Origin of the sequence: Finegoldia magna, from assembly GCF_002243175.1 — a bacterium.
GTDB lineage: Bacteria > Bacillota > Clostridia > Tissierellales > Peptoniphilaceae > Finegoldia > Finegoldia magna_J.
The window spans coordinates 324,433-341,173 of sequence record NZ_NDYF01000013.1; the positions used below are offsets into that span (position 1 = coordinate 324,433).

General features: G+C 34.5%; 1 protein-coding gene, 11 tRNA genes and 2 rRNA genes. All 14 read right to left on the reverse strand.

The features are described from left to right. Positions 1–101 precede the first annotated feature (101 nt). Positions 102–13,775, reverse strand: a complete 13,674-nt coding sequence (locus tag B9N53_RS09515; protein ID WP_094204245.1) for a SpaA isopeptide-forming pilin-related protein — start codon at positions 13,773–13,775, stop codon at positions 102–104. An 841-nt stretch (positions 13,776–14,616) separates the two neighbouring features. After that, positions 14,617–14,693: transfer RNA gene (locus tag B9N53_RS06705), tRNA-Arg, on the reverse strand. 39 nt (positions 14,694–14,732) lie between these two features. Continuing rightward, a tRNA-Gly gene (locus tag B9N53_RS06710) sits at positions 14,733–14,807 on the reverse strand. Positions 14,808–14,818: 11 nt separating this feature from the next. Beyond that, positions 14,819–14,903: transfer RNA gene (locus B9N53_RS06715), tRNA-Tyr, on the reverse strand. A gap of 24 nt (positions 14,904–14,927) precedes the next feature. After that, positions 14,928–15,003 (reverse strand) — tRNA-Thr (locus B9N53_RS06720). 5 nt (positions 15,004–15,008) lie between these two features. Next, positions 15,009–15,085, reverse strand: a tRNA-Asp gene (locus B9N53_RS06725). A gap of 29 nt (positions 15,086–15,114) precedes the next feature. Further along, positions 15,115–15,190, reverse strand: a tRNA-Val gene (locus tag B9N53_RS06730). 7 nt (positions 15,191–15,197) lie between these two features. After that, a tRNA-Glu gene (locus B9N53_RS06735) sits at positions 15,198–15,272 on the reverse strand. Positions 15,273–15,935: 663 nt separating this feature from the next. Then, positions 15,936–16,012, reverse strand: a tRNA-Met gene (locus B9N53_RS06740). A gap of 26 nt (positions 16,013–16,038) precedes the next feature. Next, a tRNA-Met gene (locus B9N53_RS06745) sits at positions 16,039–16,115 on the reverse strand. Between the two features lie 4 nt (positions 16,116–16,119). After that, positions 16,120–16,208: transfer RNA gene (locus tag B9N53_RS06750), tRNA-Leu, on the reverse strand. Between the two features lie 3 nt (positions 16,209–16,211). After that, positions 16,212–16,286, reverse strand: a tRNA-Asn gene (locus B9N53_RS06755). Between the two features lie 192 nt (positions 16,287–16,478). Next, positions 16,479–16,595: ribosomal RNA gene (gene rrf, locus B9N53_RS06760) — 5S ribosomal RNA — on the reverse strand. 41 nt (positions 16,596–16,636) lie between these two features. Continuing rightward, positions 16,637–16,741 (reverse strand): 23S ribosomal RNA (locus tag B9N53_RS06765); the annotation flags it as partial.

Genomic DNA, 16,741 nt, shown 5'->3' on the forward strand with positions numbered 1-16,741 from the left:
TCGAACATCATTGAGATACCAGGGAATTGGCTTCTCGCCTCATCCCTTTATCTCTTATTTAGTCCTTTACGGAGGGTACCTCATCTTTTGATCTAATTTAATCATGATAAAGCACGTCCTCTCTTCTTTTTCCTATACTTGTAGTACGATGTTGTCATAATAATCGCCCCTGCAATTAGGAATCCGAATATACCCAACGCCCCTGTGTGAGGGAATGTCGCCTGATGGTTTTCCACTTGGATAGTAGTCATTGAGTCTATATAAGCTCCCTTACCTTCTGAGAAATTATTTAGGTCTATAGTATAGCTTATATCATCGTATGTGATCTGGTCACTTACCATTTCTACCTTAAAGTTAGCAGGATTGTCATCTGTAAAGGTTCCGGTAACTTCAATTACTAAGGAATCAGTTACATCTATGTTGCTACTCCAGTTTTGATATGGTATTTTATACAATTCTCTTAAATTGTGTTTATATAAGATATTACCTGAGCTACTTGTTGATGTGAAATTTGTATAGCTATTGCTTGTTAATGAATCTATTGACTCATTTTGTTTTAAAACAGCTGCCTTTACACTATTTATTGTCACATTCTTATTAATAGAATCATTTACTGATCTTATATAAAATTGAGTTTCATAAGGATCCATATTGAATTTGTGGCCAGGGTTTACTATTAGTCTTTGCTTAAATGTCTTATTTCCTTTATCGACTTCTAAGATTTGACTTGTTATTAATCCCTTTGCTCCCTTTGTAAAGGATGCCTTTGATGGATCTTTTTCAAGAACTTGTAGTTTTCCTTTGTCAAGTTTGAACTCTTTGACGTAGTCTCTTGGTGTTATATAACCTGATGGAGCTTTTGTTTCTTTAAGAGCGTAGTAGCCATTTTCATAGAAGGTAAACTCTATCTTGCCATCTTTACCTGTAGTAAAATTATTTACTGGCTTATAATCTGTTGGAGCAGTTTCATCTTTATTTAAGACTAACTTATCTCCCTTATCATTTTGATATAATTTAAGCTCAGTGTCAGAATATTCTCCAGTCTTTTCTTTCTTATAGAATACTTTAAACTCAGCACCTGCAAGTTTTTTATCTTTGTTACTAGCATCAACTTTTTTGAAGCTTATCTTTTGCTCCTTCTTATTTTCTATATAAATAGGAACTATACCATCCTCTTCTGTATCTTTTTCTTCGTTAGGTTTATCTCCAATAGTCTTTCTTATAATTTTGCCGTTACTATTTACTACAAACTCATAAGCAGGATTTGCTAAAATCTTATACCCGTCAGGAGCGGATGTCTCTTCTAACTCATAGAATCCTGGTTTTAGTTTAGTGTATTCAAACTTACCATCTTCGCCAGATGTTTTTACTAAATCATTGTTATTTTCATCCTTAACATATGACCATTGATCTACAGCTTTTTCTTTGTATTTTAATTTAAACTTAGCATTTGCTAGAGCCTTACCATCCTGGTCAACTTTCTTAAACAAGATTTTGTTTTCTGGGTTGACTGCTACTATTTCTGGTTTAACACTTCCACTTGCCTCATTTACAAAGTAATGGATAGAGTCATGTCTTTCAGCGTAGGTTGGTGTGGAATTATTATTAAATTTAAGAAGTGTTCCGTGTGCTTTATACTCAGACTTATCATCTCCAGCTACCCTTCCAGTTACCTTTATTATATAAGAATGGGTATTGTGAATTCCGTCATTGAATTTAACATCTGTGTTATATCCTTTTTCTAAGGTACGGAAAGATTTCACTGTGTCAAAAGGTGTTAGGTTAGAACTATTTTCATTTACAGCAAATGATTCTGGCATATCTTCAGATACATCAGAGTTATTTTTTAGATAGCTTACAGACATATTGAAGTTTTCTATATTTTGCTCTGATTCATATCTTAACTGAACAGGACCAGCTGTATTTTCTTTTAGTCTATTGACATAATAGTAATGTAAGAATTCGCCTGTTTCTGTATTGTATTTTACTATCTTTGAAACAAGGTTGATCCTGTTTCCATAGGCATCCATCTCGTGACCATAGTCAAGATCATAGATTACTTTCATATCCTTATATTGACTAGTATCCTTTTCAATGTAGAATCCAACTCTTTGTTTACTAAACGGTCCGTCTGTTTGCCTTACCTTATATAGATCAATGAAGGAAGTTAGTTTGTTTGAGAATTGTACTAGAGAGTAGGTTTTTGCATAGTCTGTGAATGTATAGGTTATAGTTCTCTTTGCTCTGTCATAATCAGCCTTAGCAATAGTACCAATTCCAGCTGCAATGATATCTAAGTTTTCAATTTCACTCTCAGCGATTCCATTTAGGTCTGTTACATCACTCATATTGAGTACGAAATAATCCCCTGGATTTACCTTTACGCTAGAATCAACAGAGTACTTGTTGGTAAATTCCATACTTTCACCAAAATGAGGGTGAATTTCGTTTATTTCCTTGCTAGTCTTATCTTCTGGATTTAGAACTTTCATACTAGATGCTAACTTTATCTTACTTGATAAGTTATGTCCATTTCTTTCAATAGGACCTGCATATGGATCAAGTCCTTCACCACCTACTGTAAAGTTCCAAACTTGGTTAGTATTTACATATCCATCTGGTGACTTAATCTCTTCTAGTCTGTAGTTACCAATTGGTAATTTATCGAAAAGTATTTTACCATCTTCTCCAACAGTTTTATTTGTTACTGAGCCATTTGTTAAGTTAGTTAGCTTAAACTTAGCACCAGCTAAAAGATTGCTTGCTTTGATAGCATCACCATTTTGATCGACCTTTGTAACAGTCATTTCTCCTTCACCTGGTTTTTCGTTAATAATCTTACCCATGTTTTTGGCTGTAGCACTTGTTACAAAGTCTATAAGTTTACCATCTTTTGCAGAAGTTTTGTTTTCTGGAACATATTGATAAACTCCATTTGCATTGTCATATTCTAGGGAGATATATCCACTAGATGCAGGGATGATTTTGATTTGTTTTACTGGATATTCATTTTGGTAAGATGTGCCATCTTCTTTAAATTGTTCCTTACCTACTACTATCATATCTTTTAGTAAAACTTCTTTACCTGTGTCAGGGTTAACAATTTTACTTGTTTCTATGTCTATATCTTTTGAAACTACATTCTTGATATCAAGCTTCTTAGTAGTATCTTTAGGATTTACCATTTGAAGGTCAGATAGTTTATAAGTTTTTCCCTTACTTTCAAATCTAACATTTATAGTTTTAATATCAACTGTATCACCTGTTTCTGGATCTACTACATCTCCTGAATTTGTATTAACAGTTTTGATTGTGAAATATAGTAGTGGATCTGTGATTGGCTTGTATCCTTTTGGAGCCTTAACTTCCTTTAGTCTATAACGACCTGGCTCTAAGTTTCTAAAACCAAAATATCCGTTAAAGGCTGACCCTACATATGAACCTTCTACATCTACATAAGTGTTGGCAATTTCTTTTTCAAGTTTAAATATAGCGCCTTCAAGTCTGTTTGTTGTTACTTTTTCGCTATCAACTTTATCTTTTGGATTATCACGACCGTGTTTAGAAAATGTTACATTGTATCTTTCTTCTTCATTTACAACACTCATTCCATCTTGTGGAACTTCTGTGTAGTTTGTAGATGAATAAAGTGTATGAAGATCTATACTTGTTGAAACTCTTGTTCTATCATTTTCATTTAATGGAGGATAGATTCGTCCACCAGTTTTACCTAATTGTCCAGTTGGTGATTTTTCAAATTTTGTTAATCCAAGGGCTAAGTTACCAGCTTGGTAAGAACCTTTCTTAACTTTTTCAAATATTATATTTCCTTGATTATCTCTACCAACTGCTTGTTGGAATTCTCTCGCTCCATCATAAAAGTCAAAATTGAGTTCAAGTTTTTTCAAATCTGCTTCTGGAATAGTATTTTTATTATCTTGTTTACTATCAATTCCAGTAAGGATAGCATCATCATAGAAACCTTCAACGTCGATATAATATACTCCGCCTTTATCTAGGTTCATTATATCTTCATCAAATCCCCAATCGAATGGTCTCCATCTTGCAGTATTAAGCATTGTTACATCATTTTTAGATAAGTCATAATTGTTTAATACTGTATCAGCAAAGCTGTCATCATTTGGTGCACCTGTAATCTTGTAGGTTGATCTGTAAGCAGTTTTTACACCTTCTACATCTATAGTTGGTGCATTTCCTGGCCCACGGTCAGTTTCTTCTCTTTTGTGTTTTGGATTAATTTGAATATTAATCTTATTACTTGCTCCTGTATATCCTCTTGTATCAATGTATATTCTTTGGATATAAGTCTTAGACTGAGTATTTATATAAGTTATTTTAGACTTATACTTAATACCATTATCTGCAGTTTTTACTGCTTCGCTATCATAAGACTTCTTATTTCTTAGATAATCATATGAAGTATGTTCTGCTGATTTATATTTTGCTTTTAGTTGACCAGCATTTTCATATACTTCTATATCAAAAGGAGCTTGTGGCTTTTTGTAACCTAATGGTGACTTAGTTTCTGTTAGTCTATAGAAACCAACTGGTAAACTTACAGGATTATTCTTATCATCTACTAGCTTAACATTACCATTGGCATCTGATATACCGTGAACTTTATTAAAGTTATCATCCTTAGTTTTGTAAGTTACATTAGTATATCTTTCTAATTCAAACTCTGCATTTTTAAGTCTTCTATCATTGTTATCTCTTTTTATAATCCTAAGATCAAGACCTGTTTGCTTGTTGGTAATTTGTGCAGCTTCTCCTGGTTTAATTTCAGTTTCGCCTGCTTGTGGTCCCTCTGGTTCAGCTTTCTTGAATGTTGCAGAAACAGTTACACCGCCTGCTGGCATTTTGAATGAGTAAGTTCCATCAGCGCTTGCTGTTAATGATTGTCCATTCATTGTTACACTTCCGATTTCAAAACCTTCGTTTGGTGTAACAGTTAAGTTAATTGGTGTTCCTTCTGTTGCAGAATCTTTATCAGCAGAAATACTTCCACCTTCTTGTGGATTATTAACTGTAATAGTATAAGTGTCAGCTTGAGGTTTTATAAAGTAGACACTAACTGTTACATGTGCTTCTGGCATTGTAAATGTGTAGGTATTGTCTTTTACTTTAGTAGTTCCTACTTCTCCTTTGGTACTATTTACTTCTAGTTTATTTAGTACATAATCTGCTGTCTTAGGACTTAATGTTAGTGTAACTTTGTCTCCAGCTTTCAAATTTTGATTTGGTTCTGCAGTAACAGTACCATTTTCTTGTACATTAGGAGTTACTGTATAAGTTTTTTCTTCTATCTTTTCAAATTCTGCATTGACATTTACATTACCTGCTGGCATAGTAAATTGATTATTGTTTACTGGAACATTATTTCCCTTGCCATCAGTAACTGTTAAAGATTTTAACTTATATCCATTTTGTGTTTGTGGACTTATTTTTAATGTTACATTTTCATTAGTTTTAGCATTTGTTGGTCCACTTACACTTCCGCCTGTTGGATTATTATAAGTGATGCTATAAGTTTCTGCTTCAAATGTTGCATTTATTGTGACATCACTCGTTGGCATTGTGAATTTATTTCCATTACTAATTGGAACATCTCTATTAGTATTATTATTAGTAACTGTTACATCTCCTACTAATTTATATCCTGGGTTTGGTTTAGCTGTGAAAGTTACAGGTTGTCCATTACGTTGATAGTTTAGTGGGTCTGTAATAATAGTTCCGTTTTGAGCATTTTGATAAATTGTATATGCATCAAACTTTTTAGCTTTAAGTTTACCACAATCTATGTTATATACTTTTAAACTGTCTATAATATTACCAACTTGGCCTGATCTTAAGTCACGGTTCATCTTAACCTTAAATTCCATGCTTGCAGTATCACCTTTGTTGATACTTATAGCTCCGTCTCTTACACCAATTGTATTAGTGTTTGGATCATATCCAGTATGCCATCTACTTGGATTGTTCGGAATTTGACCTTTGTCATTTGCACTTTCTTTCCAAGTACTTGTTGAATTAGGAACAAATGTCACATCATCATGAAGCTTTAGATAGAATGTTACATCTGAGTAATCTTTATTTACATTTCCCTTGACATCAATTCTAACTAAAAACTCATCATTTCCTAGATATTTTGCATCAGTGGATACTTTTACAAATCTCTTTTGTACATCAGAAATTGTACCTAAAATTTCATAAGTTACTGCGTTTCCAGCTCTCAATGCCGCTTCTACCACATCTGGGCCAAATTCTAATCCTGTATCCACTCCGTATAATGATGTGGAGTTTCGTTCTAGATATTGTTTTATTATATTGGCTGATGAGATAGGAGCTGCTTGTGCTACTGACAGATGTGCATTTGGTTCAGTTGGTGCTGGTTGAGTATTATTGTCTTTGATATAAACTCTTCCATCAGATGTAATTCTTACTGTCCAAATTGTACTTGCCTTTTCATAACCTGGAGCTGGTGTTTCTTCTATTAGTGTATATTTACCAGGTTTAAGGCTGTTGAAGGAAATCATTCCGTCTTTGCCTGTGGTCATAAATCTTTCGTCTTTACTATCGTCTGGGCCTTTTAGTTTGAAAACTGCTCCTGGAATTGTTGTATTAGTTGCGCCTTCTTTTACTTTTTTAATCTTAAAGCCATAAGTTTTGATGTCGTTTGTTACATCAAGTGATCCTTCTCCTACGTAAGATCCTATAATAGAACCTTCTTCTCTTGTTGTTGGATCACTTTCTACAATGTCAGAAACTCTTTCATAGTAGTCAGACTTCCAGTAAGTTTGTCCACCCTCATACCAGTCCATTCCAGTACCAACTCCACCATTTATATCTTTGTATGGTATTTTGACATCTATTACTATTGGCTTAGTAGTAGCTGGAAGTTCTAGTTTTAATCTACTTTCTCCATAGTGAGATTTATCTACTGATTTTGTAACACTATTTGTAATATCTGTTTCATTAAAGTCCGCAAGTCTTAGGTCAGATACAAATCCTGTGACTTTACCGTCAGTATTTCCGCCCTCTTTTGGATCAAGGGTAAATACTTTGTATTCTTCATTGTTATACCAATCCATATTTGGATATTCTGGTTTTTCTCTATGAATTATCGCTGTAGTATCACCGATTTTTCTTGCTTCTGGGTTTATTACATATCTTTGGATAACATAATTTTTATCTTTATTTATAGCGACAATTCTGGTACCCATGTATCTTGCTTCATTTGAGTTTGCAGTCCATCCTGTAAGTCTATTGTCATATCTTGACCAGCCTGTTGTTGGTCTTTCCTTTACATTAACCCAATGAGTTCCTTTTTCGCCAAGGATTGATTTTATAACATTAGTATCTGATTTTGAGTAGGTATAGATTTTGGTTTTACCATTTTCTACTCTTAGAACCCATTTCTTGTTAAGTGGATTATAGCCTGCTGGTGGCTCTATTTCTTCAAGGATATAATTCTTGCCTTCTTTTAGAGTAGCATCGAATTCTGCGATACCATTTTGTCCTGATGTAGCTTCATATGAGAATTTTGAATCGTCTGGATCTGTAATTTTGAATTTTGCTCCAGGAAGTGGCTGTCCATCGCCGTCTTTTTTGTAGACTCTAAATTTTTGTCCTACTGGCTTGTTTGTTACTGGAATATTTATAGTATCTTTTCCAATGTATTCTTCTCCTCCACCTATGATTGATGTTGAAGTGATTTTTACATTTCCATCACTATAAACAGTAACATTCCATTCTTTAGTAGATTTAATATATCCATTTGGTTCTCTATACTCTCTTAAAGTATATTTGCCAGGAGCAAGATTATTAAAGCTAACCTCTCCGTTTTGACCTGATGTTCTAAAAATTTTGTTTCCATCAGAATCTATTAAAATGAAAGTTGCTCCTTTAAGTTTTTCATTTTGATTTGCTTCATTTAGCTTAGTTATCTTGAAGCTTGCAGGTTGGTATTTTTTATTTATGATACCAACTACTTCTTTAGTAAATGAAGGTAGTTGCTCACCTGTTTGATCTGCTTTAGAGTAGTTATCATTAGGGCCTGTTACAAAAGATGAGTTTAGTGAATTGGCTCTATTTCCATTTTTTTCTTCACCATTTGCCATGTAAAAGGCTCTCCAGTGTTTGTTAAACTCATTTATATCTCTAATCCTAAATGTTTGTTCTATTAAATAAGCATCTTTTGTAGGATTTATCTTTGGCACAGATATAGTTAGTGGAGGATTTTGTGTGTCAAAAAGTTGGCCAGAGCTTGTAACCTTACTTGGATCATAGCTTAAATTAAATCCACCCTGTGATCTATTGTAAGCTTTTTTGTGATCAATTTCTGCATGATATACAAGACTATAAATATCTGGGTTTTGTTCAGGTCTTATACCCATTGACAATGGCATGTAATCATTTACTTGAGGATAGTAATCACGGTGAGCCTCGTATTTTTTAAGTGGTGGAATAGTTGTTTCATAGATTTTAACATCATCTAAATAATATGGTTGATCATATTGACCTTGCCAAGTTTCCTGCTTGGCACCTTGATAATTAGCAAATTTCCAGTTAAACCAAATTTTGTTGGCATCACCAGTTTTATAATCTCCTAATGGGTTGTAATATCCAATAGCCTTTACATACCAATTTCCGTCATCTGCCTTGTAAACATCTCTAAAGTAGTAAGCTTGACTTGGGAATTTGCCTACTGTGGTGTGTTTATCATAACCATCGTAGTCTGCATGGACTGTTAACTTTTGTACTGGATTACCTGAAATTGTTCCTGATTGGTTAGGAGCAACTACATTGGTGAAATTCCAATCTCCAGAGTGAGTTGCATAGAACTTAGATGGAATCATACCCTTAAGGTCTATACTAAATTTTGTTTCCCCATTACTTAATGAGTTTTCATTAAAGACATAAGTTAATAGGTTAGTCTTGTAATTAAAGTATGGCTCTGCTATCATCTTTCCCTTAAAATATAGGTTTGGGAAAGTTTTGAAATATTGAGTGAAGTCTAGGTTAGGGTCAAATCGGATTTCAAATCTTGATCCTGGAGCTGCATTACTTATGGTAGCATCTAAGTGATATTTTAGTGATTCTAGTCTGTATGCTTCCCATACTCCTCTAAAGTTACCTGATCCTTCATCATCGTTAATTTGCATATTTTGATTAACATTGGTAACAACAGCTTTGTCTTTCTGTTGACCACCTTCTTCTCTTTCTATATAGTAGTCAACTCCTGCTGTTGGTGATGCAGATGAGTTATTAAACTTAGCATCGTAAGAAACTTGTCCATCTTCACTTACAGTTACTCTAAAGTATACGTTAGATTTTTCGTATCCTTCTGGAGCTTTCACTTCTACTAGGTAGTAGGTTCCTGTTGGATATTTTCCAAAGTTTACCTTACCATCTTCTGTTGCTATTTTATTAGCAATTATTTCTCTGTTTTCATTTTTAAGGACAAATTCCGCTCCACCTAATCTATCTTTCTTTCCATTAGTAGAAGTGTTCGCAAATTTTGCTACTTCTATATCACTTTTTTGAAGTTCATCGTTTGAAATTGTTATTGTTGGATGTCCATTTTTCTCAGAGTTTTTGCTTAAATTTACATTTGCTCTAATTTTAGATTGATTAGCTGGTGTATCTTTTGCAAGCCAATCATAAGATAAAACTGTACTATCTTTATCTCCTATATTAGCACTTACTTCAACTAAGAAACCCCAATTGTCACCAAATCTTCCTTGAGGGAAGGTTATTTGATAGCCTGTATTTCCTGATAGAGGATTTTTTGTATTTGCTTTTCCTTCAATCGCTCCGTTATTGTTCGCTTCCCCTAGAGTAATTTGACCTAGACTAGATAGTTTTTGATCAACGCTTTGATTATTCATAGAGGCAAAAATATCTGGTCTTTTAGAAGGACTTACATCATATACCTTAATATCTGAATTTTGTAAGTTAACTCCAGGTATTGATATATTAAATGTTGTGTCCTTATCAGTTCTTCCGCCTACTCTTTGGTCATATGGTTTTAGATATACATAGAATTTTAAATTTCCATTTTTATCAACTTTGCCATAGTGTTGAGTATTCATGAAGTCTTTCCAGTTTGGAAAGTCAGAATGTTCTAATATATCTGTTTTACCAGAACCAGAAGAAAATTGAGCATTTTTACCTGCTACAGATACTTTTCCATCATCTGAAATTGTGATAGTTTTTTCTTCTTGGTCAAGCTTGTAGCCTGTTGGTGCTTTTGTTTCTTTTAGAGTATATGTGCCTGGTTTGATATTATTAAAAGTAGCTTCACCATTAGAATCTGTTGTTATTCCTATTCCTGCACCTAGTAGGTAGAAGTTTGCTCCTGGGATTCTTTTTTCATGATTATTTGCATCTACTTTTATTACAGTAAATGTTGCAGGTATTTTGTCATTTTTTTCTACCAAGGCATTTACAATTTGGTGAGATTTTGAATCTACATCATAGTAGTTTGCATTTTCTTTAAATGTATATTTTTTATCAGCTACTGAAATAATATCACTTGGAAGAGGTTGGTCCACTTTGTGGTCAATCATTGAAGAAGAACCATCATCTCCTATATTCCAAAATCTTACATTTGGAATTGTAACTAGTCTTTGATGACCGTTTTCTTCTTTTAAATCTATTCCACCTAACTCACTACCCTTATTATCTTTAACTGTTAATCTTTGAGCTGGCATTTTTTCATAGCCTTCAGCTAGTGACCAGTGTTGGTCAACTATTATATCTTTATATTTAGAAATTGTAACTCCACCAACACTGTAATCAGTTGGATCATTTGGTGTGTTTAACTTTGTATCAAACTTATATACTCCAATATTTCCTACTGCTTGTATGCCAGTTGTGTCAGTTTCTTTTACTGGTACATTTTGTATGTCAGTTTCTTTATTTTTAACTTCCATCTGACCATTTGTGGTATTTATTCCATAAACTGCTCTTTTGCCAGAATTTAGAGTTTGGTTTTTAAGACTTCTTGTTTCTAGTGGAAGTCCAATATTAGTATCTCCTGTAGAAACCGCATCTGTTATAGTCCATTCTCCTTTAGTTTCTGATTTGAACTCACCTTTTATAGTAGTTCTATTATTCATACTAGTACGGTTAGGAGAATTTACTTCAATTTTTTCTTGAGAATATCCTTCCTTTAATATATGCCTTAGAGCACCAACCTTATTATTTTTCTTTGTAAGGATAGTTGATACATCTATCATATAAGAAGCTTGTTTATTTGTTCTTGGAGTGTAGAAGGTATAAACAAGTGTTTGACCACTTTCACTTTCACTTAGGTCATGGTGTTTTGAATCTGTTATTCCAAGTTTTCCTTCTAGTTGATTAGTTAAGGTTACTGGCTTTCCATTTACCTTAACATTTTGAATTTCTCCAAGTCCAGAACCTTCTACTGTAGTTAGGTTCAGTTTGTAGCCTAATTCTTTTAGGTCTACTGTTGAGTTGACTCTTAGTGTCCAATTGATTCCACTTAGTTCGTTGCCATCTACAACTGGATTTCCTAAGATATCCATGTTTACCTTGTAGTCCTGATCATCTTCACCAATTATTTGGACTACATCATCTCCACCTTCTTCTATGATAGTTCCAGCTGGATTGCCGTTTTTATCGATTTTTTTTGCAGGTAGAACTTTTGAATCAGTTACTCCAAGACCTGATACTTTGTTAGTGATAGTCATTAGACCATTACTATCAAAGCTGCCATCAGTTATTTTTGATGTGTTGTAGTCCACAGATATTTCTAGTGGGACTTGGATATTATCATTAATATCATTTGTTATTTTGTAAGTTATTGTGTTACCTGTATATGATGGTGTCGCAATAACTTTTCCATTGTATTCTATTGGTTTTAGACTTGATGGATCTTTTACAGTAAGCTTATCATCTAGGTGGATATTGAAATATTGTCCTGCTTTTATATGGCCAACTGCTGTTGACGTATCGAACCTAGTATTTATTGTAAACTTTTTATTTTCCAAGCCTTGATCTGAATTAGCCATTAGCATATGTGGGTTGAAGTTCTTGTCGGCATCTTTTTCGATAAGGGCTTTGATTGCGTCTGCGTTATCGTCCATTAGTTTTGCTTGTTCTTGTTGTGTTAGGTGATATTTTGCTTCAAAGCTTGTTAATAATGCCTGAACTTCTTTTAATCCGTTGGCTTTTACTGATAGGATTGCTTTTAGTTCACGATCTGCTTTTTGAAGATTTGTAAGTCCGAAGAATTCTTTGATGCCTTCCAATAATCCTTTTGTTTCTTTGCTGACTTCTTTTTTGTCAGTTGTCTTGTTATTGTCTTCTTTATTATTAGCATCTTTTTTATCTTCTGATTTTTTTATTTCTTCTTTTTTATCTTTTAATGCTTTGTCAAATTCTTCTGCTTTTTGTTTTCTTTCTTCTGGTGTTGCAGGTTCTGATTTTACTTCTTGTTTTATTTCCTTCTTCTTTATAATAGGTTCTTCTTCTGTTTGTTCGTCTTGTGGTTCTAATCCAAGAAGTTTTTTGTTTTCAGAATCTTGTTTTGCTTTTTCTTCTGCTTGCTTTTTAGCTTCTGCTTCTTTTTGTTCTTTGGCAAGTTGTTCTTGTTTTGCTTTTTCAGCTGCAGTTATTTTTTCTGCTTCAGCCTTTGCTTTTGCATCTGCTTCTGCCTTTGCTTTTGCATCTGCTTCTGCCTTTGTTTTTTCTTCAGCTGTTTTTTGTTCTTGTGCTTTTTTGTCTTGTTCTGCTTTTTGTTTGTCAGCTTCTTCTTTTGCTTTGGCGTCAGCCTTTGCTTTTTCTTCAGCTTCTTTTTTAGCCTTTTCGTCGGCTTCTTTTTTTGTCTTAGCATCTGCTTCTGCCTTCGCTTTGGCATCTGCTTCGGCTTTCTTTTTGGCAACTTCTTTTTTATGTTCTATTGATGATGTAACTTCAGCTGGTAATTGTTCTGTTTGATATGTGCTGTAAGTTTTATCATCTAATATAGCTGCAAATAAGTCGGCATTTTGTTTTACTTCAAGTGGATTGTTTTCATCCTTATTAAGAGCTATTGTTGTAAGTTTGCTGTCAACTGATTTGTCAACTTTGAAGTCGAAGATGTAAGTACGATTGTGCTTGTCAGGTTCTGCAACTTCGCCGTCTTGTTGAAGTCTTCTTTGCTCAGCTAGTTGAAGGTTGTGTTCTGCTGATAACTTATCGTTTTCTGGAAGTTTGTTGAACAATCCTTGTTTGTCAAAATCAAACTCTGGTATAACTTTTAGGCTGTATACTTTGTAGTCATTTCCAAAGTCTTCCTTATCGGCTTGAGGTACGTAGTTGTTTTTAATTCTGTATTTATCGCCATCTTGTACTACGGATACATCTAGGCTCAATCCTTGATCTTTTAGTAATTTGTCTACTCTGTCGAATTCTTTGTAGGCATCTTCTACGGTATCAAATGTCCTCTCGTCATAAAGACTAAAATCCTTTCTAACTAACAGTTTAATGTTGAAATCGGTACTCGTCGCATTCAGTGTGAACTTGACGTTCGTATCTGTGTCCAAATTCTTGTCATCAATTACTGTAGCGAGGTTCAGTGAAAAATGAGCATAAGTATCCTGTTTCAGGGTCTCGAGCTTTTGTATTACATATCTCTTGTCGAGCTCTTCCTCCTTAGCAAATGATGTTATGGCTGGTGTTATAGTCTGAATTACCATCAGCATCACCATGACTAACGCCGTTAGTCTGTCTAATATTTTTCTCATTTTAACCTCCTGAATTACTTGACTTTTATTTCAAATGTTAGTTTTTTGATATTTATTATACTAATTTTATTCTCTACTACTTTACATGCATTTGGAATAAAATACTACATTTTTTAAGCTAATTAATGCAAATCATTTGCATTTATCCCCTAAACGTAAAGAAAGAATCAGCCCAACATGTTTTATGAATAATGTTGCCTGACTCAGTTAGTTCTAAATAAAATGCATTGCTTTTTATATCCATTATAATTACGTTTGCTTGAGTTTCTATGTAATATATATTTGCATGTATTATTTATAAGTAAAGTTTACCAGTATATATAGGAAATGTCAAATTATATGAATTGTTCATATAGTTTCTATGATTTTTTGATGTTATACAAATAAAGTTTTATTAAATATTTACAAATTACTTTTTAGATAGATTTTTTCTTGTTTTATTTTTATCTTATTGCTGAATGTTGTGACTAATTTTACTTTATATTATGAAATTAATTGCTATTTTGATATTTATTCGAAGTTATTTGTTCAATTATTTTCTATATATTTAGTTATCTATAAGATAAAAATTCAGTAATATTTTTATATATTTATGGGTTATTTAAAGAAAACCTTATAATTTACAGATTTTAAAAAGGATTTTTTTGATATAACTTAGTGATAAACATAAAAATTGTCGTATTTTTTGGAAATTTTTTTAAATTTATTTAAAATTATTAGATATTTGTGATTATTTTGAAAATAATTGGGCATGAGAGCAGGTTATTTTATTTGAATTGAAATATATTTAAATTTTAATAAATAAAAAAAGACTATAGATTCGTGAATGAATCTATAGCCATGGCGAACGATAGAGGATTCGAACCCCCGACCTTCTGGTCCGTAGCCAGACGCTCTATCCAGCTGAGCTAATCGTTCATATACAACAAAACAGATGTATGCACATCTGTTGTTGTCTGGAGCGGAAGACGAGACTCGAACTCGCGACCCTCGCCTTGGCAAGGCGATGCTCTACCACTGAGCCACTTCCGCATGAATTTCTTTGGTGGAGGAGGGTGGATTTGAACCACCGAAACATAAAGTAACGGATTTACAGTCCGTCCCCTTTGGCCACTCGGGAACTCCTCCTTAATCCTTTATTTGAAAAGGATTTGGAGCTGGTGGGAGGACTTGAACCCCTAACCTACTGATTACAAGTCAGTTGCTCTACCAATTGAGCTACACCAGCATACTTGGCGACCCGGAACGGACTTGAACCGTCGACCTCCAGCGTGACAGGCTGGCATTCTAACCAACTGAACTACCGGGCCATTAGTTAGAAATTTTTGTTAAAAATATATGGTGGGCGATACAGGGCTCGAACCTGTGACCCCCTGCTTGTAAGGCAGATGCTCTCCCAGCTGAGCTAATCGCCCATATATCTGGTGACCCTACCGGGATTCGAACCCGGGATACCGCCGTGAAAGGGCGATGTCTTAACCGCTTGACCATAGGGCCTTGTTATTCAAGTTTAAATATATTGTATTAAATTGTGAAAGTATGGTTGCAGCTTCGCTGCAAATGTCTTGGTCGCTACATAACGAAATCGAAGATTTCTATTGCGCGACATTTGACCTACCTACAAATTACTTCGTAATTTGGGTTAGGATCAAGAACCGCTTGACCATAGGGCCTTATGTCTATGATTTTTGTTTTATTAAATTTTATTGGCTACAATTCATACCCTGCGGTTACCGCTTTCTAGACCTATCCCAATTAGCGATAGCTAATTGACGGAAGGTCTGATGCAACTAGTTTCCCAAGAGGCGTTAGCCGATTGGCAGAAACTATCTGCTGACCATAGGGCCTTATAATTCAAGATTTTTTTATTGTATTAAGTTGTCTCTGTAATGTTGCAGCTTCGCTGCAAATGTCTTGGTCGCTACATAACGAAATCGAAGATTTCTATTGCGCGACATTTGACCTACCTGCAAATTACTTCGTAATTTGGGTTAGGATCAAGGGTCAGCTTCAGCACGAAATCAAAGATTTCTATTTCGTGACATTTGACCTACCTGCAAATTACTTCGTAATTTGGGTTAGGATCAAGAACCGCTGTGACCATAGACTTAATGCCAAGGGTAATTTAATTTTCAAATACCACATAGCTTAATAAAAAATTGGTAGCGGAGAAGGGAATCGAACCCCTGACACCACGGGTATGAACCGTGTGCTCTAGCCATCTGAGCTACTCCGCCATATTATATGATTTGTACGCTATGTATGGTTGCGGGAGCAGGATTTGAACCTACGACCTCCGGGTTATGAGCCCGACGAGCTACCAAACTGCTCTATCCCGCGTTATTGGTGCCGAGGATCGGAATCGAACCGATACGGTGTTTTACCACCGCAGGATTTTAAGTCCTGTGCGTCTGCCAGTTCCGCCACCCCGGCATTTGGCTCCCAGGGTGGGACTCGAACCCACAGCCTATCGGTTAACAGCCGAGTGCTCCACCATTGAGCTACCTAGGATTATTACCACTCCTAAGAGTGGTGTTCGCTTTTTAAAGTTTGATTACTTTTTTAGAAAATTTAATGTTTTCCATGAGCGACGCTTCGAACGAGGGAATCTTCATTTCTTTTTCCTAATAGAAGATTTTCGACGTGAGACTGAGCGAATGGAATTATTAAATTTTCCTTTAGTAATCAAACTTTAATTTCTTTGTTTGGCGACTACCTACTCTCCCACGACGTTTCCATCGTAGTACCATCGGCGTTAAGAGGCTTAACTTCTGTGTTCGGCATGGGTACAGGTGTATCCCTCTTGCTTTTATCACCATACTTATTCTCTTTTCCATCTCAATCAATAACAGTATATATTTCCAGTCAAGTTTTCGATTTATTAGTATCAGTTAGCTTTGATATTACTATCTTTACACCTCTGACCTATCTATCTTGTTTTCTTCAAGTAATCTCATAGAAATCTT

Bases quoted from the DNA above. Each gene is read 5' to 3' on its own strand.
- B9N53_RS09515 (WP_094204245.1), bottom strand. From the start codon at position 13,775: ATGAGAAAAATATTAGACAGACTAACGGCGTTAGTCATGGTGATGCTG.